Source organism: Paenibacillus taichungensis, from assembly GCF_003287275.1.
GTDB lineage: Bacteria > Bacillota > Bacilli > Paenibacillales > Paenibacillaceae > Paenibacillus > Paenibacillus taichungensis_A.
Genome location: NZ_QEVW01000025.1, coordinates 224,195 through 248,772 on the forward strand (window position 1 = coordinate 224,195; position 24,578 = coordinate 248,772).

26 protein-coding genes are annotated in these 24,578 nt (G+C 46.2%); 12 read left to right on the forward strand and 14 right to left on the reverse strand.

Features of this window, described 5'->3' with window-relative positions:
- Positions 1-13 precede the first annotated feature (13 nt).
- From DC345_RS28350 to DC345_RS28365, 4 genes are all read right to left on the reverse strand, one after another.
- Positions 14-532 carry a DinB family protein gene (locus DC345_RS28350; RefSeq protein ID WP_113055990.1) on the reverse strand — a complete coding sequence of 173 codons (519 nt, stop codon included), beginning with the start codon at positions 530-532 and terminating at the stop codon, positions 14-16.
- Positions 533-627: 95 nt separating this feature from the next.
- Entirely contained in the window at positions 628-1,599 is a 972-nt protein-coding gene (locus DC345_RS28355; RefSeq protein WP_113055991.1) for a helix-turn-helix transcriptional regulator, read from the reverse strand.
- A gap of 85 nt (positions 1,600-1,684) precedes the next feature.
- Positions 1,685-3,220, reverse strand: a complete 1,536-nt coding sequence (locus tag DC345_RS28360) for a replication initiation and membrane attachment family protein (protein ID WP_113055992.1) — start codon at positions 3,218-3,220, stop codon at positions 1,685-1,687.
- 356 nt (positions 3,221-3,576) lie between these two features.
- Positions 3,577-3,870 (reverse strand): YuiB family protein, encoded by a 294-nt coding sequence (locus tag DC345_RS28365; RefSeq protein ID WP_053783239.1) that lies wholly within the window; start codon positions 3,868-3,870, stop codon positions 3,577-3,579.
- A gap of 229 nt (positions 3,871-4,099) precedes the next feature.
- Here DC345_RS28365 and hemQ point away from each other — a divergent pair, with 229 nt between their 5' ends.
- Complete coding sequence (hemQ, locus tag DC345_RS28370) at positions 4,100-4,846, forward strand: hydrogen peroxide-dependent heme synthase (RefSeq protein ID WP_063566107.1); 747 nt, start codon at positions 4,100-4,102, stop codon at positions 4,844-4,846.
- A 131-nt stretch (positions 4,847-4,977) separates the two neighbouring features.
- Here hemQ and DC345_RS28375 read toward each other — a convergent pair whose 3' ends face one another.
- Together DC345_RS28375 and DC345_RS28380 are read right to left on the reverse strand one after the other, a co-directional pair.
- Positions 4,978-5,232: a hypothetical protein gene (locus DC345_RS28375; protein WP_064635718.1), complete on the reverse strand. Its 255-nt coding sequence runs from the start codon at positions 5,230-5,232 to the stop codon at positions 4,978-4,980.
- Positions 5,229-6,422, reverse strand: a complete 1,194-nt coding sequence (locus DC345_RS28380; RefSeq protein ID WP_024632649.1) for an NAD(P)/FAD-dependent oxidoreductase — start codon at positions 6,420-6,422, stop codon at positions 5,229-5,231. Before DC345_RS28380 ends, DC345_RS28375 begins: the two co-directional genes overlap by 4 nt.
- A gap of 533 nt (positions 6,423-6,955) precedes the next feature.
- On the opposite strand from DC345_RS28380, the gene DC345_RS28385 reads away from it, so the two are divergent.
- Positions 6,956-7,930 carry an NAD(P)/FAD-dependent oxidoreductase gene (locus DC345_RS28385; protein WP_211754064.1) on the forward strand — a complete coding sequence of 325 codons (975 nt, stop codon included), beginning with the start codon at positions 6,956-6,958 and terminating at the stop codon, positions 7,928-7,930.
- Positions 7,931-8,018: 88 nt separating this feature from the next.
- On the forward strand, positions 8,019-8,270 hold the full coding sequence (locus DC345_RS31540) for a hypothetical protein (RefSeq protein ID WP_146752171.1): 252 nt from the start codon (positions 8,019-8,021) through the stop codon (positions 8,268-8,270).
- 21 nt (positions 8,271-8,291) lie between these two features.
- On the opposite strand, the gene sda is transcribed toward DC345_RS31540, so the two are convergent.
- Together sda and DC345_RS28395 are read right to left on the reverse strand one after the other, a co-directional pair.
- Positions 8,292-8,435, reverse strand: a complete 144-nt coding sequence (gene sda / locus DC345_RS28390) for a sporulation histidine kinase inhibitor Sda (protein WP_017692430.1) — start codon at positions 8,433-8,435, stop codon at positions 8,292-8,294.
- A 355-nt stretch (positions 8,436-8,790) separates the two neighbouring features.
- Entirely contained in the window at positions 8,791-9,450 is a 660-nt protein-coding gene (locus DC345_RS28395; protein WP_076290905.1) for a YheC/YheD family protein, read from the reverse strand.
- 236 nt (positions 9,451-9,686) lie between these two features.
- Between DC345_RS28395 and DC345_RS28400 the strand changes: the two genes are divergently transcribed.
- Together DC345_RS28400 and DC345_RS28405 are read left to right on the forward strand one after the other, a co-directional pair.
- A complete protein-coding gene (locus DC345_RS28400; protein WP_063566109.1) occupies positions 9,687-9,941 on the forward strand; it encodes a hypothetical protein in 255 nt (84 codons plus the stop codon).
- A 26-nt stretch (positions 9,942-9,967) separates the two neighbouring features.
- Positions 9,968-11,494, forward strand: coding sequence for a Ppx/GppA phosphatase family protein (locus tag DC345_RS28405; protein WP_113055993.1), 1,527 nt, complete (start codon positions 9,968-9,970; stop codon positions 11,492-11,494).
- Here DC345_RS28405 and ppk1 read toward each other — a convergent pair.
- Complete coding sequence (gene ppk1, locus DC345_RS28410; RefSeq protein WP_113055994.1) at positions 11,454-13,535, reverse strand: polyphosphate kinase 1; 2,082 nt, start codon at positions 13,533-13,535, stop codon at positions 11,454-11,456. The genes DC345_RS28405 and ppk1 overlap by 41 nt on opposite strands.
- A 247-nt stretch (positions 13,536-13,782) precedes the next feature.
- On the opposite strand from ppk1, the gene DC345_RS28415 reads away from it, so the two are divergent.
- The 3 genes from DC345_RS28415 to DC345_RS28425 all read left to right on the forward strand — a co-directional run bounded on the left by DC345_RS28415 (position 13,783) and on the right by DC345_RS28425 (position 16,404).
- The gene (locus DC345_RS28415) at positions 13,783-14,010 is read left to right on the forward strand and encodes a hypothetical protein (protein ID WP_072735535.1); all 228 of its coding nucleotides are present in this window, start codon (positions 13,783-13,785) and stop codon (positions 14,008-14,010) included.
- Between the two features lie 415 nt (positions 14,011-14,425).
- Positions 14,426-15,406, forward strand: a complete 981-nt coding sequence (locus DC345_RS28420; RefSeq protein WP_258530909.1) for a glycoside hydrolase family 53 protein — start codon at positions 14,426-14,428, stop codon at positions 15,404-15,406.
- 491 nt (positions 15,407-15,897) lie between these two features.
- Positions 15,898-16,404 (forward strand): hypothetical protein, encoded by a 507-nt coding sequence (locus DC345_RS28425; RefSeq protein ID WP_113055996.1) that lies wholly within the window; start codon positions 15,898-15,900, stop codon positions 16,402-16,404.
- A gap of 93 nt (positions 16,405-16,497) precedes the next feature.
- On the opposite strand, the gene DC345_RS28430 is transcribed toward DC345_RS28425, so the two are convergent.
- Both DC345_RS28430 and DC345_RS28435 read right to left on the reverse strand, forming a co-directional pair.
- Positions 16,498-17,139, reverse strand: coding sequence for an NAD(P)-dependent oxidoreductase (locus DC345_RS28430; RefSeq protein WP_113055997.1), 642 nt, complete (start codon positions 17,137-17,139; stop codon positions 16,498-16,500).
- 225 nt (positions 17,140-17,364) lie between these two features.
- Positions 17,365-17,721: a HesB/IscA family protein gene (locus DC345_RS28435; protein WP_113055998.1), complete on the reverse strand. Its 357-nt coding sequence runs from the start codon at positions 17,719-17,721 to the stop codon at positions 17,365-17,367.
- A 629-nt stretch (positions 17,722-18,350) separates the two neighbouring features.
- Between DC345_RS28435 and mqnE the strand changes: the two genes are divergently transcribed.
- On the forward strand, positions 18,351-19,457 hold the full coding sequence (mqnE, locus tag DC345_RS28440; protein ID WP_053783250.1) for an aminofutalosine synthase MqnE: 1,107 nt from the start codon (positions 18,351-18,353) through the stop codon (positions 19,455-19,457).
- Positions 19,458-19,678: 221 nt separating this feature from the next.
- Positions 19,679-20,740 (forward strand): NAD(P)/FAD-dependent oxidoreductase, encoded by a 1,062-nt coding sequence (locus DC345_RS28445; RefSeq protein ID WP_076290910.1) that lies wholly within the window; start codon positions 19,679-19,681, stop codon positions 20,738-20,740.
- Here DC345_RS28445 and DC345_RS28450 read toward each other — a convergent pair.
- Complete coding sequence (locus DC345_RS28450; RefSeq protein WP_063566116.1) at positions 20,737-20,991, reverse strand: YuzB family protein; 255 nt, start codon at positions 20,989-20,991, stop codon at positions 20,737-20,739. The two genes, DC345_RS28445 and DC345_RS28450, sit on opposite strands and share 4 nt — an antisense overlap.
- Before the next feature lie 80 nt (positions 20,992-21,071).
- On the opposite strand from DC345_RS28450, the gene DC345_RS28455 reads away from it, so the two are divergent.
- On the forward strand, positions 21,072-21,317 hold the full coding sequence (locus DC345_RS28455) for a NifU family protein (protein ID WP_024632664.1): 246 nt from the start codon (positions 21,072-21,074) through the stop codon (positions 21,315-21,317).
- Between the two features lie 68 nt (positions 21,318-21,385).
- Here DC345_RS28455 and DC345_RS28460 read toward each other — a convergent pair whose 3' ends face one another.
- Positions 21,386-22,165 (reverse strand): SDR family oxidoreductase, encoded by a 780-nt coding sequence (locus DC345_RS28460; protein WP_113055999.1) that lies wholly within the window; start codon positions 22,163-22,165, stop codon positions 21,386-21,388.
- Positions 22,166-22,489: 324 nt separating this feature from the next.
- Here DC345_RS28460 and DC345_RS28465 point away from each other — a divergent pair, with 324 nt between their 5' ends.
- Positions 22,490-23,488 carry a DUF2167 domain-containing protein gene (locus DC345_RS28465; RefSeq protein WP_113056000.1) on the forward strand — a complete coding sequence of 333 codons (999 nt, stop codon included), beginning with the start codon at positions 22,490-22,492 and terminating at the stop codon, positions 23,486-23,488.
- A gap of 181 nt (positions 23,489-23,669) precedes the next feature.
- Here the strand turns inward: DC345_RS28465 and DC345_RS28470 are convergent, their stop codons facing one another.
- Positions 23,670-24,506 carry a MetQ/NlpA family ABC transporter substrate-binding protein gene (locus tag DC345_RS28470; protein WP_072735490.1) on the reverse strand — a complete coding sequence of 279 codons (837 nt, stop codon included), beginning with the start codon at positions 24,504-24,506 and terminating at the stop codon, positions 23,670-23,672.
- Positions 24,507-24,578 lie beyond the last annotated feature (72 nt).

The following is a 24,578-nucleotide window of genomic DNA, read 5'->3' on the forward strand; positions in this document are numbered from 1 at the left end:
TTTATGTTTGGCACTACCCTTGAACCTTCTGCTGTTCCAACAAATAAAATATATAATCGGTTGGCACACCGGTATAACCTTGCTGTCTCAACATCGCGCTCACATTGCCCCGGTGATACGTCCCGTGGTTGACAACATGCTGTAGAATGTCGGAAAAATGTGTTTCCATTTTACCGTATTTCGGATGCTCGATTGTCATTTTTTTGTCCGGGTCAGGCGTATGCCGCAGTAAATCTCGGAAACGTTCGGCAACGCTGCCAAACAGCTCACGCATCTCATTCACGGTTTTGCCCTGTGCTTCCTCTGTCCAGCCCGAGATTTTCGGAAATATCTCCTTGTTCGGAACTTCCGCGAGCACGAGCATATAAAGCTGTTCAAACAAGTACATGTGTGCACATGTTTGTGATACGGATGGGAACACGCTCGTCACTTCCGCATGGAATACTTCATTCGGGAGTTGCTCCAGGTGCGCAAACAATCGATCATTTGCCCAAACATGATAATCATACAGTCGGTATGGTTGTTGAAGCATCGATAAATTCACCTTTCCCTTCTTCACATGGTTTGGCTGCCGCAGATGTGTCTTTATCATATAACAAGATCGCTGACAAATGTTGTCAGCAAACTTCAATTCGGATCGTTTTCATAATGTTTGGCGATACCGTATGCCTTCTCCTGAATCCGCCGCTTCAACTCCAGTGGTTCGTGGATGCGAATGGCCGTGCCGAACGTTAGGAGATATGTCGGTAGGTATTTGTTCATCGTCGGAGCATCGATCAGAAACCGCGCCTCCCGGTCGGTTCGTTCCGTCAAATAGTGGCGCAGATGCCAGTGGTTGCAGACCGCATTAAGCGTGTCAGGCTGTCCCTCAATACGGATAACCGTTAACGGTCCATCTGCCTCCCGTCTCTGGTTGGACTGCTCACAGAAAAACGCAGACGCAGAGAAAGACTCCGGCTTGTCAAACCTCGCTTCGGTTGACTCCAGCTGTTCAATTCGTTCGACGCGAAACGTCCGCATCGCCTGCGACCGATGGCAGAACGCGACAACGTACCATTCATTTCGGTCATACGCTAGCCCATATGGATCGACTTCACGTTCGTCAGCCTGCTCCGCATTCGCTTTGCGATAGACCATACGGACCGTTCGCCCGTCTTTCGTCGCTTGTTCCAAGTCCCGCAACAACGGAACAACAGAAGGTGCACGCGTTGAAGAAACGACGTCCAAGCTGCTCTGCTGGCGAGACAGATCGTGGCGCTGCTCTTCGTGCAGTCCGTTCTCCACCTTCTTCAACGCATACTCCAGCTCCTGCACATACGGATAACCAGCACCTTGGGCAAATTTAAACGCATCCACAAGTGCCTTCAACTCTAGAGCGTTGAAGAACAATGGCGTTTCCTTAAAACTCTCCAGAATACGAATACCGCCATCATGGCCCGATTCCGCTACGACCGGCACGCCACTGGCGCATAATGCGTCGATATATCGATACACGGTGCGGACGCTAATCTCCAAACTGTCCGCGATCTGAGCGGCGGTAAGCTTTCTTCCGGATCGCAGCATCCAAAGCATGGACAGCATGTTATCCCATTTTGCCATCGGGGCCCTCCTCTTTTCCTTGTAAGAATAAAAGGCGAGTCTCCTTTAATTTAGGTGACTCGCCTTTTGGTCATTATTATAAGAATTATGAAGTTCCCTTTTGTTTACTTGCCTGCATCTGCTGGGCAAACCTCATCATCTCTTCGAACTCTTCTTCGGATACGGCATCGCCGTCAGCACCTATGTCTTGTACAATCGGAATTTCGGGTTTGGCTTTGGTTCCTTTGCCGTATGTACGGGAACGGGTTCCAGCTGCACCAGCAGCCTGTTTGCCTTTGACCTTGGCTTGGTCTCGAATGTATTGTACCGCCTTCTCATAGGAATTCACCTGCTTGAGCAGCATGTTAGAGGCAATAGCCTCAACAAAGTTACGGTTAATTCTTTGCTCACCACCGGATACAAGCAATGCCATCAAATAATGAATCAGCACATTGATTACTTCACCAGGCAACTTGTAGCTGAGGTCGATCTTCTCAAAAATGTCCACCAGGTTGTCCGGTACGGCTCCAGGGAAGAACGTCTGAAGCAATCGTGTGTAGGGCTCATTACGCAGCATCATGTTGTACTGATGAATATCACACTTGGTCGAAAATTGCTGAGGCACTTCGACGTAGTATTCCATCTGAACCACATGTTCGACAGGCGGTTCACCAGAATCCTCTTTCCGCTCCGGCTCCTCCATATGCTGTCTGAGGGCAACAACCTTGGCTGCCTGTACCGTCTGCTGTTCATGTCGCTTCTTGGTCTGTCTGAACTGCAGGCTCGCCTTGTGTTGAAGGTCATCCAGCACGAGCTGCCCCTGTGGATTAAAGATATCATCTTCATCCAGCAAACGACATACATCCTGTACGCTGAGATTGAACTTGTTTACCACATAATTCACAATGCCAAGCTGTTCGTGATCGAACCGCAATTGCTCCACATGACGGCGATTAACCGACTCACGCGGAAAACGCAATATAATGTCGGCATAATTCAAGCTGTTCTCTTCGGCCGCACCACTTATCCCGCTGCGCTGAGCCGAAGTCGACACTTCCGACAACGCCTGCTCCAGTTCATAATCAATGACGTGCGTATTCAATTCAAATATATCGTAAAAAGGAACGGAAATATTTTCTTTATTCGCTGCTGGGTAAGGCGCTTCACCGCTCTCTATCGCCGAAAAACCGGAACGTAGTGAAAGTACGGCGAACTTGCCGATTTTGTCACGAAGCAGCAGTGTCAAATGCTGTGTACGGAAAAATTCTGCCGGAGAGAGCGGAGGTTGCAGCTCATATTCATAAATGTAGTCGTCATTTTCCGGAATATACAGCCGTGAAGTCTGAAGCAAACCAACGGCTTCAAGTTTGGATGCCTGCTCCACCAAATACTTACGCCCTTTCTCGCTGGGCTCGAGTCCCAACGTCATGAACAACCTCCGTTGCTGTTCAAGCGGCGAGTAACCGACCTGTTCACCGGGAAGATGCTGAAACAGCAGTCGATACAAGCCTATCGCAAAGGCACCTACCATTGGCTGATACGCTCCGGTGAGCATGCGGTCATCCAGGGCACTAAGTCCAAACTCCCTGTATACGCAGTAGCGATGATGTTCAGTATAATGGTGCAAATTCTTCATGCGCATAGCTTGATCTCCTTCTCCCCAAAAGTATGTTTATCTATTCTATCATAAATGTCCGATCCTCAAATGCTCAAAAACAGGTAAAAAACGGACCTGTTCTCGCTCCGTTTCGTCCTAGGTCGACAGCATTCACGTTTTCGCAGAGTTGCTAGATTACTATAAAAGCTACTGCCTTAGAAAACAAGTGAACATATAGAGAAATGTTATCCATATATATATGAGACATGTCCAAATAATCATGCACATTTTTTTTGACTGCATGCCAAAAAGCCTTCCCTTTGCAATCGTAAGCGTTTACGACAAAGGCAAGACCTTTACGGAAAATGCAGTCCAGCGTTTGCTGCCATTTGGCTAGCCGATTAAAACATTTTGTACCCACCCAGACGAAGTTTGCGAATGGCCCAGCCACTGATGACCGCTCCAGCAAGTCCAGCTACACCCGTCATATAGTCTACAATATGGAAAGAACCCAAATGCGACATCAGCGATGCCGTATGATCCCATAAGGAATACACGACGACAGGCAAAATGACAATTATGAACAGATAGGAAGGAAACCAGGTTGTCTTCATCAGCATATTCAGAATGAAACCGATACCAAACATCATAACGAAAAATAACACCATCAATACCAGCACAGGTATAAACTGCATCGGGTGACGTTCACCTCTTCTTTCACTGACTCGGTTACTCTTACTACGATAGTAGATAGTGTACCGCAAAAAATGTGGCGAAGCAACGAACTTTCTGGACAATTTTCCCTATATTCACCTTCTCTTCATTTGCCCTTCTGCTTCCTGTTGGGATACAATGAAGACGATAAAGTACTCAACCGTCCCTTACCGGGATTTGGAAATATAACCTGCAGGAGGAATCAATGCAATGAACGAAGCCGCATCAACACTGGAGGGCTGGTACGCCCTGCATGACTTCCGCTCGATTAACTGGGCCGCCTGGAAAGCAGCCGATGATGAGGAACGCGCCGTAGCACTGGACGAGCTTCAGGCATTCTGGAAGGAATGGAAAGCTGTAGAGGATTCATCCAAAGGAAGTACTGTCGTATATACCGTTGTGGGACAGAAGGCTGACCTTGTCATGATGCACTTGCGTGAAACGTTGGAAGATCTGAAAGCCGTGGAGAACGCGTTCAACAAAACGATGTTTGCCCAATACACTACCAAATCATATTCTTATGTCAGTGTAGTGGAACTGAGCAATTATCTTGGCAAAGAGGGCGAAGACCCTATGCAGAACCCTGAAATCATTGCTCGTCTCAAACCGGTTCTGCCACAGCGTCAATACATCTGCTTCTACCCGATGAACAAAAAACGCGAGCTGAACGACAACTGGTACATGCTGTCGATGGACGAGCGTCGTACGATGATGCGCAGCCACGGCATGATTGGCCGCAGTTACGCTGGCAAAGTGAAACAAATCATTACCGGTTCCGTCGGTTTCGACGACTGGGAATGGGGCGTTACGTTGTTTGCGGATGATGCACTTCAGTTCAAGAAGCTCGTTTACGAGATGCGCTTTGACGAAGTCAGTGCCCGTTATGGCGAATTCGGCTCTTTCTATGTAGGAAGTCTGCTGAACGAAGGAACATTGGAAGAGATGCTCAAGCTATAAATCGGATAAATCACAAAAGCACCGCAACTCCTCCATTAAGGAGAGGTCAGCGGTGCTTTTACTTTTTTGAATGAATATGAAATGTTCAATATGGATGACTCAGTTTCCTTTGGATAACGTGAATGCTAATCCTAATCCTGTTCCTCTTCATCAACCGCTTTCAGAGATTCCAAAAACTCAGCTGTTGCCCGGTCACGGTCACGTCCCTTCTCCTTAAGCCGCTCAATGGCAGGCAAAATGAGAATATCCACTTCCTTCTGAACGATATAAGCCAGATCATACTGATCCTGTTCCTCCAGATAACCGCCAACCTGCATCAGGGCATTGTAACGATCCAGTTCTTCGCGTGTGAGTAGTCCTCTGACCTGAACACTGCAATGTCTCATCCAAAAAACCGCCCTTTCTTCAGTACCAGGGGAATACCACCGATGATAAACAAGTACCGGAGATCCACCAGCTTTTTCAGCTGAGCCGCCTTCCATCCCTTGTATTTCTTACCGCCTACGACGGCGATAGCTTCACCTTTCCCTAGTGACGCAACTGTACCTTTACTAGTAAACACAAAAGGCTGCGGCTGCTTTTTACGGATGGCAGCGACAACGTTTTTGGCACAGTTAACACCTTGCTGCATCGCGATCTGAGCTGTTGGTGGATATGGACGCCCTTCGTTGTTAAACACCAGTGAATTGTCACCGATGACATAGACGTGCTCATGCCCTGGGGCACGAAGGAATTCATCGACCTTCACCCGTCCGCGCATCACTTCAAGGCCTGCCTGCTCAAGCAGAGCATTCCCACGAATACCGCCGGTCCATACGACCGTTGCTGCATCGAGTTTTTCTCCCTCACCAACAATGACTCCGTCTGGCAGACATTGCTTGATTGGAACACCTATTTTAAAAGTAACACCTTTTTTCTTGAGCACGTTCATTGCATGCTCAACCAGTTCCGGATCAAAGCCCGGCAGAGCTGAAGGCGCTGCTTCCACATTATAGATGTGCACATTTTTGGGATTTACGTCGAATTCCTTGCAAAGCTGAGGAATGCGATCTGCAAGTTCAGCCACGAATTCGACACCACTGAATCCAGCCCCACCCACAACAAAACGAATACGGTTACGTTTATTATCGTTTTTGTACATGGCAAACTGATATTCGATATGCTCGCGAATCATTCTGACCGAGTTAATGCTGCGAATTGTCATGGCATGATCGAGCATGCCTGGAATACCAAAGGTTTCCGGTTCCCCACCCAATCCAATAATCAGATAATCATAAGATAACGTGCCATCCTCCAGAATAATCTTCCGATCCTGCAGGCGGATCTCTTTTACCGAAGATTTGACTAGATCTATCTTGAACTCGTCAATCAGCTTCGAAATCGGGACCCTTGCATGTTCAATGGTATCTGTGCCGGCTGCCGGCATATGTAGATGTGTAGTGATATAATGATAATCATGCCTGTTCACCAATGTGACATCGGCCTCGTTATAGTTCAATTCCTTCTGCAGCCGCTGGGCTGTCAGAATCCCGCCATAGCCCGCGCCGAGGATGACGATTTTGGGAATACTGCTCATGTCTATACCCCTTCCGGTTTCGCTCGCATCAGCCTTCGATTGTTTGTTGTAAAAAGTCTCTTACTTACCCATATTGATGAGGTCTTATCCATTATGACGACAAATGTTAACTTCGCGAATTTATTTGAACTTTTTGCATGCAAGTTATCGATTAAAATTGTGAAATTATACACAAGATTCAACAAAACGCGGGTATTGTCTTCACATTACAAATTGGGGCTAAATTAGACAAAAAAACACATAGTACAGGTCAAGGATATCTGTATTTCTGGCAAAGATCAAGGTTTTTTTTGTTATTTTTCATAACCTTTCATTTCCAATTTCATCCTATTCTCACCTGATCTTCATCTATTGTTCCCAGATTCATCAAACTGCCAACTTTGCAACCCAGTTTACACCGTTTATAATGAAAAAGACAGTTCAGCAACAAACGCTGGTTACCATACGTACCCAGCTTTATTATTTCTGTTAACTACCTATTAAAATAAGAAAGGTGTTGTTGATTCTTGACTGCACAAACTGCCGGTCATGACATGACCGATTTACTTATTATTGGTGGCGGCCCTGCGGGTCTGTTCGCCGCGTTTTACGGAGGGATGCGTCAGGCATCTGTTACTCTGGTTGAAAGTATGCCACAACTTGGTGGACAACTTGCCGCCCTCTATCCCGAAAAATTCATCTATGATGTAGCCGGGTTCCCGAAAGTTACCGCTCAGGAACTGGTGAATAATCTGGTGGAACAAATGAGCCATTTTAACCCGAACATCCGTCTTGAGGAAAAGGTTGTATCGGTAGAGAAATTAGAAGAACGTCACTTCGTCGTAAAAACCGATGTGAATGAATATCACGCCAAAGCCGTAATTATCACTGCAGGTGTGGGTGCATTCGAGCCCCGTCGTCTGGAGCTCGAGGGTGCGGCCAAATTCGAAAAAACCAATCTGCACTACTTCATCAGTGATCTGAACGCCTTTGCCGGCAAAAAAGTACTGATCAGCGGTGGAGGTGACTCCGCTGTAGACTGGGCGCTTATGCTCGAGCCGATCGCTGAGCAAGTAACTCTGATCCATCGCCGCGACAAATTCCGCGCGCATGAGCACAGTGTCGAAAACCTTATGAATTCCAAAGTAAACATCGTTACCCCTACCGAAATTACGGAACTTCACGGTGAAGACAGCATTACCAAGGTTACTTTGGCTCACGTTAAAACGAAGGAAACACAGGAAATTGAAGTCGATGATGTAATCGTCAATTTCGGCTTTGTCTCTTCCCTGGGACCTATCGCAGAATGGGGCATCGAAATTGATAGCAATTCCATCGTGGTTGATTCCCGCATGGAAACTTCGATTCCGGGTATCTATGCTGCCGGAGATATTACAACTTATCCAGGCAAGCTGAAGCTGATTGCTGTCGGATTCGGTGAAGCGCCAACCGCAGTTAACAATGCCAAGGTTTACTTCGACCCAGATGCGAAGTTGTCCCCGGGACACAGCAGTAACATGAAGCGCTAATTCCTAATGGAATGATATAGAACATAAAAGACACAAAAAAGGGTATCTTACTCCTGAATGAATGAATTCAAAATCAGGAGGGATACCCTTGTCTTATATATGCCCGCTGTGTAACGGTCTGGTTGTACCGGAGCAGGCTTGTCCCCACTGCCTTCAGGGACTGTCAGAATGCGGCAAATTGGACGATTACACCGGACCATACAGCCCCTACGTCATTCTCACTTCCTCTGACACGGCAGACGAAGCCGAAAACGTTTGCAATCATATGATGTACTGTCACCATTGTCAAACAAGCACACTATGGCCTGTCAATCTATGGGACATGTCCGGAAACCTGTAACATTGCCTGCAATGAGGATCTCTAGTGAAGAATGGCAGATACGTCGGTACCCAGTTTGCGCTTATGGATTTCTGCCAACAGCAGTGCGATGAAATCTCGTTCGAGATTCAACTCAATCGCCTTATGGTAGGAATCCAACAACATCTCATCGGATAACATAGCCATTTCCCGCCACAACCTTTCCTTTTTTTTCCTCAAAACTATCATATCAGAGATTTATAAAGAGAACAAGCGTTCTTGTTATCCACAACGTTATGTGGAAATCCTGTGTATAGTTTGTTGATAAATGGTAAAAATGTTGATTGATCAACGTGGATTGTGTGGACAGTATTTATACACAGGATCGAAGCCTATCAAACAGAACGATTATAAGAGCATTTTTTTTAGAATAAATTCATAGTTTCAAGAGTTGATGCGAGTAAATTACCCTTATTTGTTAATTTTCAAACGTTTTCCATCTAGTTTCCTTCTATATTACTATCGGATTTTCTTTGGATTTTTTTAGCTTTTGTCACCATTTTCATTGCGGTCTGGTGTTCACTTCCAAAATCCATATCTTGCCTGAATGATCAAGTCCATAATCGAATCCGAGCTGTCCCACACCCGGGAACTGTCTTTCCATAATATGCGTACAGGTGAGTGTCAGTGAACGCATCTCGCGACGTTTATGTTTTCCAGAAATATGAGGTAGGGACAGACCGAGCGCTCTCCTACCGGACAGCATCGTTCCTCCTTTGCTAAGATTGGTCACGACCAGTCCTGGACGAGCGAGCCGTCCCACTATTGAACGGAATACCCAGCCTCTTTCCGTCTTGACGACTTTGACTCTGTAATCGACAGGTCTGCCTTGAATGGTCGCCAAATGAATGCCTTGCTGAATCAGGTATCTGCGTCTCGCTTTTACACGGATTAGGGAACGGTACATCTGATTAAACTGAGTAAAAGAACGGGTTATTTTCATATGAGTGTACCTGTAGACTCCGCCGCTTGCTGATACTCTAATGACACCGTAACCGCCACCACCAACAATAGGTTTGATATACACCATTCCATAATGACTAAGCATGTTTAGCAGATTCCCCGAGTTGAACGCCTTCGTCTGTGGAATGTGGACAGCAGCTACCGGATATTTTAACAGCGCCGCTGTCTTCAGCCATTTGCTTGCAAGCTGTCTCGACATGGGTTGATCTCCTTTCGTGAACAATAGTCCTTCCTTATACATACTCAACAGAAGCCGTGCTTTCTTGGATGTCTGTCCAAGGCTGGGGCCCCTTTTCCGTGGATATAGTCCATCAGCTTGGTTCAAGGCCAGAACAGGCGCCTGGTTTGCTTTTCAAACGCATCAATCTATCGTATGCTACTAAGGAATGGTTTGGAGAGGCTTAAATATGAGGATCTAAGGAGCGTTCAGAAGACATGGAATCATTTTTTAAATCACTGTACGGCGTAGCCTACTTTGCAATTTCTATCGTTCTGGTAGCTATTACGGTACTTCTATTCGTTACAGGTATTCGACTGTTTATGAAGAAAAGCAATCGCGGTTTTGCTGTAAGTTGTATTCTGTTTGCCTGCTTTATCGTCTTCATCATTGTGGTCATGCTGACCACACCCTTCTCCTCGACGCCTCCGGGTTCACCGGAAGCCATGGCTGCCTTGTTGAAAGTTGGGTAGATTAACCTCTGTAGAAGGAGATGCTTATGACACATAACGAAATTCTAGGAATCATCGATATCGGCTCCAATTCCATTCGTCTGGTTATTTATGAACTCGACCAGGATGGGGCCTATCGCATCATTCATGAAGACAAATATGCCGCTCGTCTAAGCAACGTGGTTGAACAAGACGGAACCATCCTGAGACATTCACTGGACAAAGCCATTACGATTTTGCGACAATTCAGGGCTACTTGCGAAGCATATCAAACCAAGCTTATTCGCGCTGCAGCTACGGCTGCCATTCGGAATGCAGGCAATTCCCCAGAAATTATAGGTTGGTTGGAAGCCGAGACGGGACTTACCATCGAATGTGTATCCGGTGATCAGGAAGCCTATTACGGTTTCCTAGGTGTCACTCAATCGATTGATCTGGCAGATGGTTATGTCGTGGATATTGGCGGTGGCAGTACAGAGATCACTGTATTCCGTGATCGAAAAAGACTGCACAGCATCTCTCTGCCTATTGGTGCGGTTAACTCACATGCCCGTTATGGTGGGGAAGATCAGTGGACCGAGGAAAATGTGACTGCGCTATGTAATGAGGTTATACAGGCATTAAGCGATGAGGATTGGGTTACACAGCATCCCGGACTACCTCTCATTGGACTTGGTGGCACCATGCGTACACTGGCCAAAGTAGAGCAGAAGAGAACACAATACTCATTACCGGTTACGCATCATTATGAAATCGGTGCAGAAGAGATGGAAAATATCGCTCGTTCTTTGCCACATCTAACCTCGACACAACGCAAGAAAGTACCCGGACTTGCCAAGGACCGTGCCGACATTATTGTTCCAGGTGTACTCATATTGCGGACGGTCTTCCGAATCATCCAGGGGGATCGTTATGTTGTGAGCGGAGCGGGATTACGGGATGGTTTGCTGAGGGATCTCCTTGCTGGAGGTAAGCCAGTCGTGCCAGATGCGCTGCGGGACAGCATTCGCAACTTCATTCATTTTGGTCCACCCATTCCGGAGAAACGCCTGAATCGGATTCATCATGATGCGCTTACCCTGTATACTGCCCTAAAAGGTAGTGCTCCCGATCCAGCGGATGCCCGAATTCTGTACACGGTCTCCATGCTTCACATGGCTGGAAAACAGATTAACTACTTCCGGTATCCGCAGCACTCGGCTTATTGGATCATGAATGCAAGCATTTACGGACTGTCTCACCGGGAGACCATCCTGAGTGCCATTGCAGCCGATTATCATCCAAAAAAAAGAACGCCCCAGCTGCTGCATAAGCACAAGGACATTCTCAAGGATTCGGACGAACGGCATGCACATCGCTTGGGCTCTCTGCTGCGCGTGACTGAAGCAATTAATCGATCTGAAAGTATTACTTCCATAAAAGCAACAAAAGAAAACGACTCGCTGCAGATGCAATTCATCTGTACAGCCGAGCCGTTACTGGAACTAAGCGGCCTTGAAGAGGCCGTAAAAGATTTACAGGAAGCTTGGGGAGTTACGTTAACGCACTCCATTCAGCAGGCTTCCAAGGAATAATGCCCATCGCCTCCGTCTGACTTCTCAGCGGGGGTTTTTCATTTTGTACAAAAACATAATTGCCGCCAGGCATGAGCTCTCTTGCCTTCACATTATCCATGAGTGACAGATTCAATATGTCGACCAACATTTTCTTCAGCTCTGGATCAAACACGGGACACATCAGTTCTATTCTCCGCTTCAAATTACGGGTCATCCAGTCTGCGCTGGACAGATACACATCCGGGTTCCCGCTATTTTCAAAATAAAACAGTCTGGAGTGTTCCAGAAACCGGTCCACGATGCTGATCACCCGAATATTCTCGCTAAGCCCCTCTACCCCTGGACGCAAGCAGCACACACCGCGCACGATCAGATCAATCTGTACCCCAGCTTGAGATGCCAGATACAATTCATCAATGATATCCTGATGGGATAAGGAATTGATTTTGGCAATAATTCTGGACGGTCTTCCCTTGAAGGCATGCTCCCTTTCCCGACGTATGAGCGCGAACAGCTCATCCTTCATGCCGTCAGGGGCAACGCGGAATGCCTGCAGCGCTTTGGGTCCTGAATATCCGGTAATCTCATTAAACAATTCCGATGCGTCTTCGCCAATGATGGGATTGGAGGTAAACAGCCCTACATCGGTGTACACTTTGGCTGTACTTTCATTATAGTTACCTGTTCCAACATGTACGTACCTTCTCAGACCACTCTGTTCCCTGCGTACAACGAGAATAATTTTGGCATGAGTCTTTAATCCGACCAATCCGTATACGACATGACAACCTGCCTTCTCCAGCGTGCGGGCCCATGCAATGTTCCGTTCTTCATCAAATCTGGCTTTTAATTCAACAACAACCGTCACCTGTTTTCCGCTCTCGGCTGCATGAGCCAGTGCGGGGATGAGACGGGAATCCCCATTCACCCGATATAACGTCATTTTGATCGCCATCACGCGCGGATCTTCCGAAGCTTCCACAATGAAGTCCGTTACCGGCTCAAACGATTCGTATGGATGATGCACAAGCACGTCCCGTTTGCGCAGCAGTTCGAAGTGACTTTCCCGAGGAAGGAACTCCAGAGGATACACAGGCTGCACCGGACTATACTTCAGATGAGAGAAGCCATCCAAACTATCTACAAACCCGGCCAGAAAGCTCAAATCCAGCGGTCCATCAATCTCGTACACAGGGTCTTGAATATCGAACTCTTCCTGCAACTCAAGCAACGCATCCGGGCGGAAATCCTTGCAAATTTCCAACCGTACCGGTGCTCCCCGGCGCCTGCGCCGCAGCTCCTTCTCGATCGCCTCAAGTAAATCCTCAGCTTCTTCTTCATTAATGGAAAGATCCGCATTGCGGGTCACTCTGAATTCCTGAACAGCCAGCGGCACATATCCGCTGAATAAGGTGTGAATATGATGCTTGATGAGATCCTCAATCAGAATGAACGTTTTCTTTTTGCTATTCGCCCGCAGAGGTACCTGAACGACCCGCGGCAGATTAGAGGGAACCTGAACGATAGCCAAAAATGGCTCACCCTCCTGCTCTTCTTCCTTCTGCAGCATCACGGACAGATATACAGACTTATTGTGTACCAGTGGGAATGGCCGACTCGAATCAATAGCCATCGGTGTTAAAACGGGAAAAATGATCTCGTGAAAGTACTGGTCCATTGCTCGCTGTTGGGTCATATTCAGATCTGTATATTCCTGAAAATGCACGCCTTTCTTGGCGAGAAGACGAATCAGCTCTCGATAAGTTTTATATTGCTCGGCGACCATGGTCCCCGTTCGTTTAATCAATCTACGGTACAAACCGGCAGGGGTGTAGCCCGTAAAATCCTTTTGCGTATATCCAGCCTTGATCTTCTCTTTCGTCTCCGCTACCCTTACACTTACGAACTCGTCCAGATTACTGGCGACAATACCAAGGAACCTCATGCGTTCCAGCAGAGGTGTTGTTGGATCTTGCGCCTCCTGAAGCACACGACGATTGAATTCTACCCAACTTAAATCACGGTTAACGTAGTTACCTGTTTTGACATCTCTATGCATGTATGGCCTCCGAATTTGTTACATATCTATTCTTGGTTAGATGTTCTGAACTAATTGTACTATTCGTGATTGGCTACAAGCGTCAGCGTAGTGTAAACGCAATGTAAAATTTATGTAAATGATACCTCATGACGATAACTTTTTCCATCCCTTTACAAAGAGCAGGAGACAGAGTAAAGTGATCTACAGTGTAAAATGTCCGGTTGCTGTCCACATTCTAAAATTGTTATTGTTAAAGGAGTATATAATGAAATCGAACAAACCTAGAACGTTACAAAAAAATATAGAGTTTTTCACAGCTGCACTATCCCAATGCACAGTAACTGCATGGCAGGAAGATCCAGCTGGCGTATATTGTGAAGTAGGTCGTGGCATCGTAGAGCAGATCAGCGAAGATAGCGTGAGAATCCGCAACGATAACGGTACAAAGAGCCATTATGACCGGGATATCACGATGTTCCAAACCGAAAAATAATTTTGCGTATATATGAAAAAAAGACTAGCTTTCCGGAAAAGAGTGTTGTATACTCTTGGCACAAGGAAAGGAGGTGCGTCAACATATCTAATCACATGTTGAACGTGTCCCTTACCCGATCCACTAGCTCAAAATAACTGATTCTGGTGGAGGCGCGGGATACGGATCAAGGTTTCAAAAAGCGCCACGGGTAGAAAAGCCGTCTTCGGACGGCTTTTTGTTTTTTCTTTTTTCGGGAGAGGTTGAAAAAACAACCATAATATTGGAAATGGACCCTGTAGCTGAGTAAACGTTGCTCGATATAATTAAGTTGCAATTCAACCTATATTCGAGGAGGCATATTGTAATGTTCAAAAATGTAAGGGTTTTCAAAACATCCATTGCTCTGGTCTTTGTTTTGTTATTCACCTCCATTATGCTGCCAGCAGGCCAGCATGCCAGTGCAGCACCGAGCTTCGCCAAAGGAGCCGACATTAGTTGGGTGCCCGGAATGGAAGCACAAGGCTACAAATGGAAAGACAAAAACGGCGTGCAGCGTGACATTATTGATATTTTGAAAAATGATTACCAGATCAACTCCGTCCGTATTCGTGTCTTCGTTAATCCTTCGAATAATTATGGTAACGGTTACATGAACAAAGATCGTGCTGCTGCTCTGGCTCTGCGTGCCAAAAATGCAGGCATGAGTGTCATGCTGACGCTGCACTACAGTGATTCCTGGGCTGATCCGGGTCAGCAGACGAAACCTGCGGCCTGGAAAAACTACACGTTCCAGCAGCTGATGGATGCTGTATGGAATCACACACGTGAGGTCATGACGGCCATGCAGAGCAAAGGTGTCACTCCGGACTGGGTACAGATCGGTAACGAAACAAGCAACGGCATGTTATGGGAAGATGGAAAAGCATCCACCAACATGAAAAATTATGCGTGGCTGGTGAACACGGGCCATAATGCCGTAAAATCCATCAGCACCAACACCAAAACAATTGTTCACCTCGCAGGTGGGGATGATAACGCCCTCTATGTATGGAATATCGGTGGTCTGATCGATAACGGTGCCAACTTTGACATGATTGCCATGTCCCTCTATCCTTCCGCTTCCGGCTGGAACACGGCTGTCACCAATGCTGTGAATAATGCCAAGGATCTGATCAACCGGTATGGTAAGGAGATTATTGTCTCGGAAATCGGGATGGATAATACCCAACCAGCTGCCGGTAAAAGTTTTGTCGCAGCGATGAAAACGCAATTCCGCAACTTGCCGAGCAGCAAAGGTAAAGGTGTATTCTATTGGGAGCCTGAAGCAACGCCGGGTTACAACGGCGGTTACAGCAAAGGTGCCTGGCAGTCTAACGGCTTGCCGACTGTAATGTTGGAAGGATTTATCGACTAAACACGGGGAGGTTAGAAGTGTGTTGGGGTGCAGCAGGTGGCCGTTACAGTTACGGATCGTTCTTTCGATCGCTGTTATCCCCAGATTTTTTTGAATGTCCTATTCCATAGGCCAAAATCCGGGGATAAAGGCGAACGCTACCGCTTCTTCAGAATCGATTCCGTGCCCTCCACTGCGCTCGCTGCTTATGTGATACTTCTAAAATGTGTTTAGTAGGAATTTGGGGTATAAAAAGAGAAGGCGCTACTTCCATTGGGGAGTAGCGCCTTTTGTTGGGGATTGTAGTAAGTTGATGGGGATGGATGAGTTGAGCTAGGCTAGGTGGTTAGTTTTCAATTCAGTTAGATCGAATTTGTTGGATTGGTTTCATGTTAATTAGGAACGCTTGATGAATCTGAACGTAAATAGTCTTATCGCTCATATACTTGTATAATTAAGATAAAAGATTCAGACAGCACATGTGCAACCTTATTTCAAAGGTGGGAAAATATATGGGATTTTTAAAAGAACTGGGCCAGTTTGCTGGAGAAGTTACCGGAAAAGTACTGGGCGGCACCGTCCGAGTGGCCGGAGAACTTACAGGGAGTCCATTCATTAAAGAAATTGGTAATGGTGTAGAAAAGGCTACGATTAACACAGGGAAAACAGTCGGACAACTTGCCAGCGGTACATATGATATGGCGAGTGGTGTGATCAGAAAAGACAATACAACGTTAGATGCGGGACTTGCCGATATTGGAGGAGCTGTTTCCAATACAGCCAAAGGCGTAGTGGTATCAGCTAAGTACGTGTATAACGGTGGCAAAGATGTGGTTGTCGGCATGAAAGACGAGGACATGGAGAGAGTAAAGCTCGGGGCAAAGAATCTAATTGCCGCTGCCGCAGTCACTACATTGGCTGTAGGACTCGTTGAGGTTGTAGATGGTGTGGAAAGTATGGAGTCGGCAGAGTCCGTAGAATTGATAGAAAATCCAAATACAGACGTTACACCTCAGTAGCATATCGAGGATTTTAGAGCTTCAACTTCGCAAGAAAAAATGGACGCTAATCATCATAATGATTGGCGTCCATTTTTTCATCACTCAATTCAATTACTTCGCTTCGCCTACAACCGTAAAGCGTTCGTTCTTATGCTGCGGGTTTTCGATCTCATCGACCAAAGCGATGGCATAGTCAGCATAGCTGATGTAGCTGTTGCCTTCACTGTTCACCAGAATCTGATCTTTACCCGATTGGTATTTGCCAGTGCGTACACCCTCTGGATTAAAGAATCCCGCCGGGCTCAGGAACGTCCATTGGATACCTGAGGAAGCTTGCAGATCCTGCAAGTTTTTACCCTGGTTGGTTGCTGTTGCTTTGTATGCATCAGGGAATCCAGGGGAGTCTACAACTCGCAGGGTTTGAGTTTCATCTGTGAACAGACTGCCTGCACCACCAACAACGATCAGACGCATTTTCGGCGCCTCTTTCAGAATGTTAATCAGGGCTTGTCCTGCTTCCACATGCAGATTCTCTTTACCGGCTGGTGCACCAAATGCATTGACGATCACGTCGAATGATTTGGCATCCTCTGCCGTGAGGTCGAACACGTCTTTTTCAAGTACATTCAGACTTTTATCTTCCACTTTGGATGCATTACGAACGATCGCAGTCACTTCATGCCCTCTATCCAACGCTTCCTTCAAAATCAAATTCCCTGCTTTGCCTGTCGCGCCAATAATTCCAATCTTCATCATAATCTCTCCTTTGGCTAGGTTCTGCTAAATCTCATAATGTAACTATATTAGTTACAACATAACTTGTCAACTTCACTTCCTCACTTCTCAATAAAAAAATTGTCCTAGGTGCCCCCTTAATATGAACAAGCAAAGTACATATCAAACCACCACGCAAAAAAAGACCTCCATAACGTGATTAGCACAAGACTAATCCGCTATAGAGGTCACAAGTCACAAATATTAACAATCTTTATCCGGTACGCCCGCTTCTTCACGTGTACGGAAGGATGATCCACAGCCGCATGTTGCCACTGCGTTCGGGTTGTGAATGGTGAAACCGCCGGACATGCCGGATTCTTCAAAATCAATTTCAAGTCCATTCAAATATTTCAGGTTTTCCTTCTCTACAACAACCTTCATATCTTGAATATCCATATAGAGGTCCTCATCGGACTCTTTATCGTCAAAGCCCATGGCGTACGAAAATCCGGTACAACCGCCCGGTGCTACGCCAAGACGCAAGAACATACCAGGGGTCTCTTGTTGTGCAAGCATTTCTTTCAATCTGTCTGCAGCCGTTTCGCTGATGCTAATCATGCCAGGTCACTCTCCTTTTTCATATAAAATCATGTTCAAAAAGGGCGCTTTTCAGTACCAAGAAGATGGAATGAAGATAGAAATGGAGTAGCGGAGCGTAGGCAAAACTACGTGAGCAACGGACATTTCGGCTGAATCCCATATTCGACGCTGAGATGCCGCTAGGCACCCTTCGTAATCAAAAGCGTACTTTTTGAACAACCTTTCGTTAACTCTTCTTTAAATTATACTCCACCCCGTCAAGGGGCTCAAGTCATCTTTGCCTGTTTCCGCGTTCCCCCTTAACTCCTTTTTCTTCCCAGTGTATTGAACCCCCGGGACACGAGGTTTATAATGAGTAGGTGATCGCTTTGAAATGTCGATATTTTGTCATGACTTATTCGAGTGATGATCATATATAGAGTTGTAATTTTTTTCACATTTCGAGACTGTACGCAGTCCCCAATGCATATAGAGTCACAAGACTCACTTTAATGAAAAAATTAGCTTTACGTACGCAGCACAGGCTGCACCGGGTAAATAAGAGTTAGTCCATATAAGAAGCGGCAGATGACCGCATCTTTTCTATGTAGTTCTGTAAGTAAGTCCTACACACAACTCGATTCCGGTTAAGAATAGGAGGATACAAAATGTCTACATTGGTAACACCGTTCACAGACAAAAGAATGGCTGAAATCGTTGAGAAAGTGCAGAACGGCGTAAGGCTGACTGTAGAAGACGGCGTTTATCTGTATGAATCGGATGATCTGCTGACTTTGGGCCAACTGGCCAATGAGGCCAACCTGCGTAAGAATGGCAAGAAAGTTTATTTTATTGAAAACATGAGCCTTTATTTTACCAACGTATGCGAAGCTCACTGTGCCTTCTGTAACTTCCGCAAAGATCAGGGCGAAGATGGCTCTTACACATTGTCTGGTCAGGAAATGATTGATTACGTAGAACAGCATATTCACCCAGGTGTACGCGAGTTCCATATTGTAGGCGGACATAACAACCATGTTCCTTTTCAATATTATGTCGATTCCTTGCGTGCTTTAAACGAGAAATATCCGGACGTTACGCTGAAAGCCTACACGGCTGCCGAGATTGATTTCTTCACTCGCATCAGCGGACTGAGCATCAAGGAAGTACTGCAAGAATTGCAAAAAGCAGGTCTGAAATCACTGACTGGCGGCGGTGCTGAGATCCTGTCCGATGAATACCGCAAAAAAATGCGCGTAAACAAAGCGAACGTTGACCGTTATCTGGAAGTGCACCGTACTGCTCATAATCTGGGCATGCGTACCCATACCACGATGCTTTATGGATCCATTGAGTCCTATGAAGATCGTGTGAACCATATGGTACAGATTCGTGAATTGCAAGATGAAACCAACGGATTTATGGTCTTTATCCCGCTTTCCATGCAACCGAAAAGCAAAAACGCCAGTATCATGCGTCGTAACTCAGCATACGAGGATCTCAAAACGATTGCGATCAGCCGTTTGATGCTGGATAACATCGATCATATCAAAGCGTACTTTATTAACATCGGTCCACAGCTGACTCAAGTCGCGCTTGGATTCGGCGCTTCGGATGCACACGGCACGATTGTTCGCGAACGGATTAGTCATGCTGCAGGCGCACTAACACCTGAAGGTCTTACCCGCAAAGAGCTTATATGGTTAATTAAGGGTGCTGGACGCATTCCGGTTGAACGTGATACGTTCTACAATGAAATTCAAGTATACGAATAGCATCTAGCATGAGCATCATTCCCATAAGCGACTTTCATTCTACCCGGGAGCGTTTGGCATGGAGTGGTGCAGATTGCTGAAGCATATCTGTAATTTTAAATGCCCATTTTCAATTATTTCAAATCCAGATTAAAAAAACAGGAGCAGCTATGTAATTGCATAGCTGCTCCACAGGTTACAGCCCCGTTCACTCGGGACTGATGCAGAAAGGAAGCCGAGTCATGAAAAATTTCGTCATTCTCGGAGGCGGCTACGGTGGCCTCACGATTATCAAGGAACTTCTGGAAGGTAAGATCCCGTCAGATACACAAATCGTGTTAGTGGACCGCAGCCCCTTCCAAGGATTGAAAACTGAATATTACGCACTCGCAGCAGGGACCGTATCCGATTATGACCTGCGTATCCAATTCCCAGTCAGCGACAAAGTCACTTATCGTTATGGAGAAGTAACTTCGATTGACTTGGAACAGCGTCAGATTGAATTTGAAGGCCAGGACCCGTTGGAATATGACAAGCTCGTAATTGGACTTGGATGTACAGACCGATTCCACAATACGCCGGGAGCCGAGGAATATAGCTGTACGATTCAAAGCTTCAGCAAAACACGGGAAACCTACCTTCGTCTTAACGAAGTTAAAGCTTATGGTAATGTGCATATCGTCGGCGGTGGCTTGAGCGGCGTCGAGATGGCTGCAGAGCTTCGTGAGAGCAGACCGGACCTGAACATCAGTATCCTGGACCGTGGTGAACGTGTATTATCCGCTTTTCCGCAGCGCTTGTCGGCTTATGTTCATGAATGGTTCGGTGAACATCAGGTCGAGACACGCGGACATATTGCCATTTCCCGACTTGAACCAAATGCCATTTTCAACCGGGATGAGGAAATTCTAACGGATGCGGTAGTATGGACTGCCGGAATTCAGCCCGTAAAAGTTGTACAGGATCTCGATGTGACCAAGGATCCACAAGGTCGTGTCGTACTGAACGAATATTATCAAATTCCTGAATATACCGATGTCTATGTAGTAGGTGACTGCGCCAGCGTGCCTTATGCACCAAGCGGTCAGGCTGCCGAAGTACAGGGTGAACAAATCGCCCATATTCAGCATGCCCTCTGGAAAGGCGAAAAGCCCAATCCGCAGCCACTCAAGCTTCGTGGCACACTCGGTGCACTCGGCAAGAAGGCTGGATTTGGGCTGATGGGCAAAACGTCCATGATGGGACGTGTGCCACGTATTCTAAAAAGCGGTGTGCTCTGGATGTCCAAGCGTCATCTCGGTTAATCGAGATCCAACTCATCCCAGGCATCGGCTTCGGCAATTTTGGCCAAGATGGCGTTATATAAATCTTCCACTTTATCGGTAATGACTAACTCGCCATTCACCAATGCAAATGGAGTCATGTAACATTGGCCGCAATTGCTGAGGCAGCCGTATTCTATCACATCATAGTCTGGATTTTCTTCCAGTTGATCCATGACTTCATCTGTGCCAAAATGCATATTATTGGCACAAAATTCAATAATCGGTCTCATGTAGGTTCACCTGCTTTGTTTGACCATTTTAATTTGTGGCCAATTGTAATATACTATAGTGAGGAAAGGAGTTGAAAAAAATGAGCGAAAACGCACAAAGCACCATGTATGATGAGGTATCTGAAGTGCTTGACAAACTTCGTCCGTTCCTGCAACGCGATGGCGGTGACGTGGAACTGGTCGACGTGGAGGACGGCATTATTAAGCTGAAACTGGTCGGTGCCTGCGGCAGCTGCCCAAGCTCCACCATTACCTTAAAAGCCGGGATTGAACGCGCCCTTCTCGAAGAAGTTGAGGGTGTCGAAGAAGTCGTACAAGTATTCTAATCAATCCTTCACGAAATAAACCTCAAGAGCCTTTCGCTTCGCATGAAGTGGAGGGCTCTTTTTTTGTGCTATGCATCCTCACGCTGTATGTTAGGACGAATCGGATCAAGTCCTCCAGATACATCCATAATGTTACCTGTTATAAAATCGGAATGATCCAGACACAGATAAGTGATCACCCGCGCAATATCTTCACCGCTCCCAGGACGTCCTCTCGGGGTTTCCTCGTCGGTTATACCTGCCATTTCATCAATCGTTTTCTCTTTGTTGGCACCACGAATATCACCTGGACAGACCATATTAACCGTAATGCCGTAGGGAGCTTCCTCCACAGCAAGTGTCTTTGTAAATGAAACCAGACCTACCTTCGCAGCAGCATAAACCGCCCGATGAGGCCACGACCTCGCTTCTCCCGCATGACTGAAGCCAAAATGGATAATTCGTCCCCACTGCTTGCGCCGCATCTCCGGCAATACACGCTGATCCAGCAGCATCGGTCCAAGCAGGTTTCCTTGCACAAGCATCTGAACCTCATCTTCGGAATACTCGGCAAACAGTCGACGTTCACGGACAAAAGGACCCGCGTTATTCACAAGAATATCAATGCTGCCCAGTTTCTCTTCAACCTGTGCAACGAGCATGGTGATCTCTTCTTTCTTGGAAATATCGGCCTGAATGGCAATACACCGCACACCCTTGGCAATAATCTGAGCCTGTAACGACTCAGCTTCCGTACGGCTATGTACGTAATTCAGAGCAATATGACAACCCTGATCCGCCAGACTGAGGGCCGTCATTTTACCAAGACCTTTGGCACTTCCCGTTATGAGGGCAATCTTTCCCTTCACGTTCATCCCCCTCTTCAAAGAGCAGTCACTCATCCAGTATAAAAGATTTATCATCCCCCCACAACTCGCGTTTCCCACCAATCTGTACCATTTGCAAGAAAGTGTAAATCAAGGACTAAATACTTATCTTTCAAACAACAGAAATAAAATGAATTAGGTCTTTTGTAGGAAAATTAACCCTTTATATCCAAAATTCCCTTGTTTGGTCTGGATGCCTATGTTAATGTCGATAAGTCCTTATTTTCTTATGAATATAACGACACAATACATATGTTCATGTCAATGACAACATTGCATGACAACTTCGAAAGGAATACAGCGTAAATGAAAAGATGGTTAGCCTCTCTACTCGCAATTTTGCTTATCGCCTCATTTCAAGCTCCATTCTCGACCACAGCATCTGCAGAAAGTGAAAGCAATAGCTCCACCGAAGATTATCAATGGATTGATGGGCCTTCAAACGTAGTACTTGATAACAAAGCAACATTAAACGTAGCTGAAAATCTCTCCTATCTCGATGCAGCTAACACCCAAAGGTTCCTAGAAGACACGGACTCCTTCCCCAATGGAACGGAAATCGGAAGCATCTATGGCGCCGGCGAAAACTCCAACTGGTATGTTATCTTTGAATATAACGATACCGGTCATGTCGACGACAGTGAAAAAGACGATCTGGACGCCGATGAACTGCTCGATAGCTACAAAAGAGGTACAGAAGAACAAAATGAGAAAACGACACCCGAAAACCAGCTGTTTATCACCGGATGGGAAATTGAGCCCGCCTATGACAGCAGCAAACATCAATTGATCTATTCTCTTGGTCTTGAGGATGCAGAGCGGGAAAAACTCGTCAATTACAATGTGAATGTACTCACCCGTGAAGGATACATCGGTGTTATCCTCGTTACGGATAGTGCCAATTTTGAAGAAAACCGCAAACAGTTTGAAAACTCCGTGCTTAACCAGCTCAACGTGATCAAAGGAAACACCTATGAAGAGTTTGATGCATCCGTAGACAAAAAATCAGAACTTGGCCTGACCAGTCTGATTCTCGGTGGTGCTGGTGTAGCTGTAGCTAAGAAAGTCGGATTATTGCTTTTGCTCAAAAAAGGATGGTTTGTCATCGTGGCCGCTATTGTTGGTGCTTTCGGATGGATTCGTCGCAAGCTGACTGGACGCAAAAAGGAGGCTGACCCTGGAGATCAGAATTCGCTATCTCCTGCAGAGGAAGCTTACCAACAGCATGCTGCTGGTCAGGAGTCAGCAGGCTCTGATAGCCAACAAACAGATGGACATTCGGATACTGATCCGAATAAACGTTAAGCTTATAAGTAAAGGAATTAACGTAATCCTACATCGAAGTGCTCTTACATCAAAACACTCTTTAACATCGATGTACAAAATAAAAAGCCCTGTATTCTCATAAAGAGAATGCAGGGCTTTCTTTAGTAATTCCTTAAGAAGTGAGCCGAGTATACACTGTATTTCAGCTTAATCGTTCAGCTTAAAACGCAGGTTCTACAGCACCTTGATAACGATCTTTGATGAATGTTTTAACCTCTTCGGAATGCAGAGCTGCAGCCAGTTTTTGGATAGCATCTGCATCTTTGTTATCTTCACGGGATACGAGGATGTTTGCATAAGGGTTACCTTGCAGGTCCTCAATCAGCAGCGCATCCTTCTCTGGGTTCAGATTGGCTTCCAGCGCGTAGTTGGCGTTGATGAATACCAGGTCTGCTTCATCCAGTTGACGAGGCATCATGGCTGCATCCAGCTCGATGATATTCAAGTTTTTCGGATTGGCTGTAATATCCTGAATCGTAGAAGTGATATTTGTGTTGTCTTTCAGCGTGATAAGTCCTTCTTTTGCAAGCAACAACAGTCCACGACCGCCGTTGGATGGGTCATTAGGGATGGCTACTTTTGCGCCGTCTTTCAACTCATCCAATGATTTGATTTTTTTGGAATAGCCAGCAAATGGCTCAACATGCACAGGTGTTACAGCAACGAGGTGGAAACCACGTTCTTTGTTCTCTGTATCAAGGTAAGGCTGGTGTTGGAAAAAGTTCGCATCCAGTTGTTTATCTTCAAGCTGTTGGTTAGGTTGAACATAATCATTGAAAGTCACGATTTGCAAGCGAATACCTTCAGCTTCGAGTTCAGGCTTGATGCTTTCCAAAATTTCCGCATGTGGTGTAGGTGATGCTCCAACTTTCAATTCTACGGTGCGCGGTGCGCCTCCAGCATTGTCAGCTCCGCTGTCGGAATCCTTGTTGTTTCCGCAAGCCGCAAGAACCGCAATCAGCATAATGCTAAGTAGAGCAAAAGACCATTTTTTCATGTGTAAAACCCCTTCTCCAATAAATTTTTTTTGCATTTTGCCCCAAACCGATACCGAATCAGGACAAATGCT

Bases quoted from the DNA above. Each gene is read 5' to 3' on its own strand.
- hemQ (WP_063566107.1), top strand. From the start codon at position 4,100: ATGAACGAAGCCGCATCAACACTGGAGGGCTGGTACGCCCTGCATGAC.
- DC345_RS28420 (WP_258530909.1), top strand. From the start codon at position 14,426: ATGCTGCCAGCAGGCCAGCATGCCAGTGCAGCACCGAGCTTCGCCAAA.
- DC345_RS28450 (WP_063566116.1), bottom strand. From the start codon at position 20,991: ATGAGACCGATTATTGAATTTTGTGCCAATAATATGCATTTTGGCACA.
- DC345_RS28435 (WP_113055998.1), bottom strand. From the start codon at position 17,721: ATGATTAGCATCAGCGAAACGGCTGCAGACAGATTGAAAGAAATGCTT.
- DC345_RS28350 (WP_113055990.1), bottom strand. From the start codon at position 532: ATGCTTCAACAACCATACCGACTGTATGATTATCATGTTTGGGCAAAT.
- DC345_RS28470 (WP_072735490.1), bottom strand. From the start codon at position 24,506: ATGAAAAAATGGTCTTTTGCTCTACTTAGCATTATGCTGATTGCGGTT.
- DC345_RS28365 (WP_053783239.1), bottom strand. From the start codon at position 3,870: ATGCAGTTTATACCTGTGCTGGTATTGATGGTGTTATTTTTCGTTATG.
- sda (WP_017692430.1), bottom strand. From the start codon at position 8,435: ATGGCTATGTTATCCGATGAGATGTTGTTGGATTCCTACCATAAGGCG.
- DC345_RS28360 (WP_113055992.1), bottom strand. From the start codon at position 3,220: ATGCGCATGAAGAATTTGCACCATTATACTGAACATCATCGCTACTGC.
- ppk1 (WP_113055994.1), bottom strand. From the start codon at position 13,535: ATGCATAGAGATGTCAAAACAGGTAACTACGTTAACCGTGATTTAAGT.
- DC345_RS28380 (WP_024632649.1), bottom strand. From the start codon at position 6,422: ATGAGCAGTATTCCCAAAATCGTCATCCTCGGCGCGGGCTATGGCGGG.
- DC345_RS28415 (WP_072735535.1), top strand. From the start codon at position 13,783: ATGAAATCGAACAAACCTAGAACGTTACAAAAAAATATAGAGTTTTTC.
- DC345_RS28395 (WP_076290905.1), bottom strand. From the start codon at position 9,450: ATGTCGAGACAGCTTGCAAGCAAATGGCTGAAGACAGCGGCGCTGTTA.
- DC345_RS28400 (WP_063566109.1), top strand. From the start codon at position 9,687: ATGGAATCATTTTTTAAATCACTGTACGGCGTAGCCTACTTTGCAATT.
- DC345_RS28455 (WP_024632664.1), top strand. From the start codon at position 21,072: ATGAGCGAAAACGCACAAAGCACCATGTATGATGAGGTATCTGAAGTG.
- DC345_RS28425 (WP_113055996.1), top strand. From the start codon at position 15,898: ATGGGATTTTTAAAAGAACTGGGCCAGTTTGCTGGAGAAGTTACCGGA.
- DC345_RS28445 (WP_076290910.1), top strand. From the start codon at position 19,679: ATGAAAAATTTCGTCATTCTCGGAGGCGGCTACGGTGGCCTCACGATT.
- DC345_RS28355 (WP_113055991.1), bottom strand. From the start codon at position 1,599: ATGGCAAAATGGGATAACATGCTGTCCATGCTTTGGATGCTGCGATCC.
- DC345_RS28385 (WP_211754064.1), top strand. From the start codon at position 6,956: ATGACCGATTTACTTATTATTGGTGGCGGCCCTGCGGGTCTGTTCGCC.
- DC345_RS28465 (WP_113056000.1), top strand. From the start codon at position 22,490: ATGAAAAGATGGTTAGCCTCTCTACTCGCAATTTTGCTTATCGCCTCA.
- DC345_RS28430 (WP_113055997.1), bottom strand. From the start codon at position 17,139: ATGAAGATTGGAATTATTGGCGCGACAGGCAAAGCAGGGAATTTGATT.
- mqnE (WP_053783250.1), top strand. From the start codon at position 18,351: ATGTCTACATTGGTAACACCGTTCACAGACAAAAGAATGGCTGAAATC.
- DC345_RS28405 (WP_113055993.1), top strand. From the start codon at position 9,968: ATGACACATAACGAAATTCTAGGAATCATCGATATCGGCTCCAATTCC.
- DC345_RS28375 (WP_064635718.1), bottom strand. From the start codon at position 5,232: ATGAGACATTGCAGTGTTCAGGTCAGAGGACTACTCACACGCGAAGAA.